The sequence below is a fragment of the Tabrizicola sp. genome, from assembly GCF_031377265.1.
Taxonomy (GTDB): Bacteria; Pseudomonadota; Alphaproteobacteria; order Rhodobacterales; family Rhodobacteraceae; genus JAUYQR01.
Map to the genome: position 1 here is coordinate 1 of NZ_JANMET010000099.1, position 2,270 is coordinate 2,270.

The following is a 2,270-nucleotide window of genomic DNA, read 5'->3' on the forward strand; positions in this document are numbered from 1 at the left end:
GGAAGCTCGCCGTGACCGCCGCCCCCCCGCCAAGGCCGAGTGCCGCCAGCGCGCTGCCCGTCAGGGTCACCGGTCCGGCCACCACAACAGTCAGGAAGGCCTTGATCACGAACGCGAACCCCATCGACGGCGTTGCTGGCACAATGGGCAGCAGCACGGCCCCCGCGAACCCTGCCAACCCGCAGCCAAGCGCGAAGGTCATGGTGTTTACCCGGGCCGAAGAGATGCCGATCGCACGCGCCATCTCGGGCACCTGGATCGAGGCGCGGGCCTTCATGCCGTAGACGCTGCGCGTCATAAGCAAGTAGACGAACCCCAGCATCAAGACCGCCACCCCGATCATCAGCAGCGGATAGACCGCAAGCGAGTAGGCCCCGATCTTCACGCTGATCTGTGGCATCCCGATGCCCGGCGACACCGTGCCGAAGGTCAGGACCGCAAGCTGGTAGAACGCGATGCTGATGCCCCAGGTCGCCAGCATCGTGTCAAAGATGCGCCCGTAAAGGCGGCTGATGATCAGCACCTCGACCAGCGCGCCGATGGCCATGGTCACCGCTACGGCAATCGGGATCGACAGCACATAGGGCACGCCCGCCTGCGTGACGGTCAGCGCCGTGTAGGCCCCGATCATCAGAAACTCGCCATGCGCCAGATTGATGACGCCCATCAGACCGAAGACGACGGCCAGGCCGATAGTGGCGATCAAAAGAATCGATGCGCTGGACAGCGACGACAGCAGCACTGTCGCCAGAAAGTCGAGTTCCATGGCAGGTTCCCCGGAATAAGAAGAACGCGCCCGGAATGGCCCGGGCGCGCGTGCGGCGTCACATGCCTTCCGGCGTGAACTGCGTGGCGATCGCGGGATCCTTGATCAGGTCGCACATCGCGTTTTCGTAGGCGGGGGCCACGGCATCGAAGGTCTCGACGACCGTGAAGCTGTGGTTCGCATCGCCCTCGACGATATAGATGTTCTGGCGCAGGTGGTGCGACCCCGGCTCGAAACCGACAGTCCCGTTGGGAGCCTCAAAGGTCAGGCCGCTTTCCAGTGCCGCTGTGACCGCCGCGATGTCGGCGCTGCCTGCCTGGTTCACCGCCGCCGCCCACAGGTGCACAGCGTTCCAGGTGTCGACGGCGACCGAGACGATTGGTTCCGATGATCCGTATTTGGCCGTCCACGCCGCGACAAAGGCCGCGTTTGCCGGGTTATCAACCACCTGGAAATACCCCTGGCTGGCGATCAGCCCTTCGCCTGCTGCGGGCGACACCACCACCTGCTGGTTGCCCGAGCCGTAGTTGGTCGAGACGACGCCGATCGACTCCTTCAGGCCCGCCGCCGCGAACTGCTCCAGGAAGCCTGTCTGGTTCGCGCCCACCGGCAGGGCGACCACAAAATCGGGGGCTGACTGCTGGATCTTCTGGATCGTGGGCGCATAGTCCGTGACGGTCAGCGCAAGGAAATCCTCGCCGACCACTTCGCCACCGTACTGCTTGGCGTATTCGTGGACCCAGTGCGCCGAGATGGTGCCGAAGTTGTAGTCCGGTGCCATGATATAGATCTTGGGGCCGTATTTCTGGATCGCCCATTCAATGAGCACGTCAAGCTGCTGCGATGCCGAGGAACCGGTCACGAAGGTCTGCTTGTCGCAGGCACCTCCCTCATAAAGCGAAGGGTAGAAGTAGAGCACGTTGTTGGCCTGCACGATCGGCCGGATCGCCTCGCGCGAGGACGAGGTCAGGCCCGCGAACAGGGCATCTACATCGTCCCGCAGGATCGCCGTGGTGGTGAACTGCGTATACTTGGTCAGTTCAGACTGGGCGTCATAGCTGACCACGCTGATCGGCGCGCCCAGCACGCCACCTGCGGCGTTTATCTGTTCCACTGCCAGTTCAAGCGCGTTGTTTTGCTGGATGCCATAGATGTTCAACCCGCCGGTCAGGTCGAAGATCGCGCCGATCTTCGTTTCGGCGAATGCACTGCCGCCCGCGAAGATCGCGAGACTTGCAGCCACGATTAGTTTGTTCATTGCGGAGCCCCTGTTGTTCGAGCGAAACAGAACATCAGGACAGCAAAAAGCGCAACTGAACCATTGTTCTGCTGCGCTGCATGGATTTTCACGTGCTTCGATGCACGGTTAATTCATGGAAGACTCTGCATCGCAAGTCAAGCCTCAAATGGTGGTGGTGCATTGACCAACCACACCACTGTACGAGGAGCTGACGGCATGACCCTTTTCGTTCTCTTGCCACGATGGCACGGCCTACCGGAAGCG

Annotated in this window: 2 protein-coding genes; both read right to left on the minus strand. The window is 62.0% G+C overall.

What is annotated here, in order from left to right; all coding sequences use genetic code 11:
- Positions 1-766, minus strand: a 766-nt coding sequence (locus tag RMO18_RS05855) for an ABC transporter permease subunit (protein WP_309664538.1), incomplete at its 3' end; no start/stop codon positions are given.
- A gap of 58 nt (positions 767-824) precedes the next feature.
- On the minus strand, positions 825-2,024 hold the full coding sequence (locus RMO18_RS05860) for an ABC transporter substrate-binding protein (RefSeq protein WP_309664539.1): 1,200 nt from the start codon (positions 2,022-2,024) through the stop codon (positions 825-827).
- Between the last annotated feature and the right edge of the window lie 246 nt (positions 2,025-2,270).

Excerpts from the sequence above, each read along its gene's own strand:
- RMO18_RS05860 (WP_309664539.1), bottom strand. The coding sequence starts at position 2,024 with ATGAACAAACTAATCGTGGCTGCAAGTCTCGCGATCTTCGCGGGCGGC.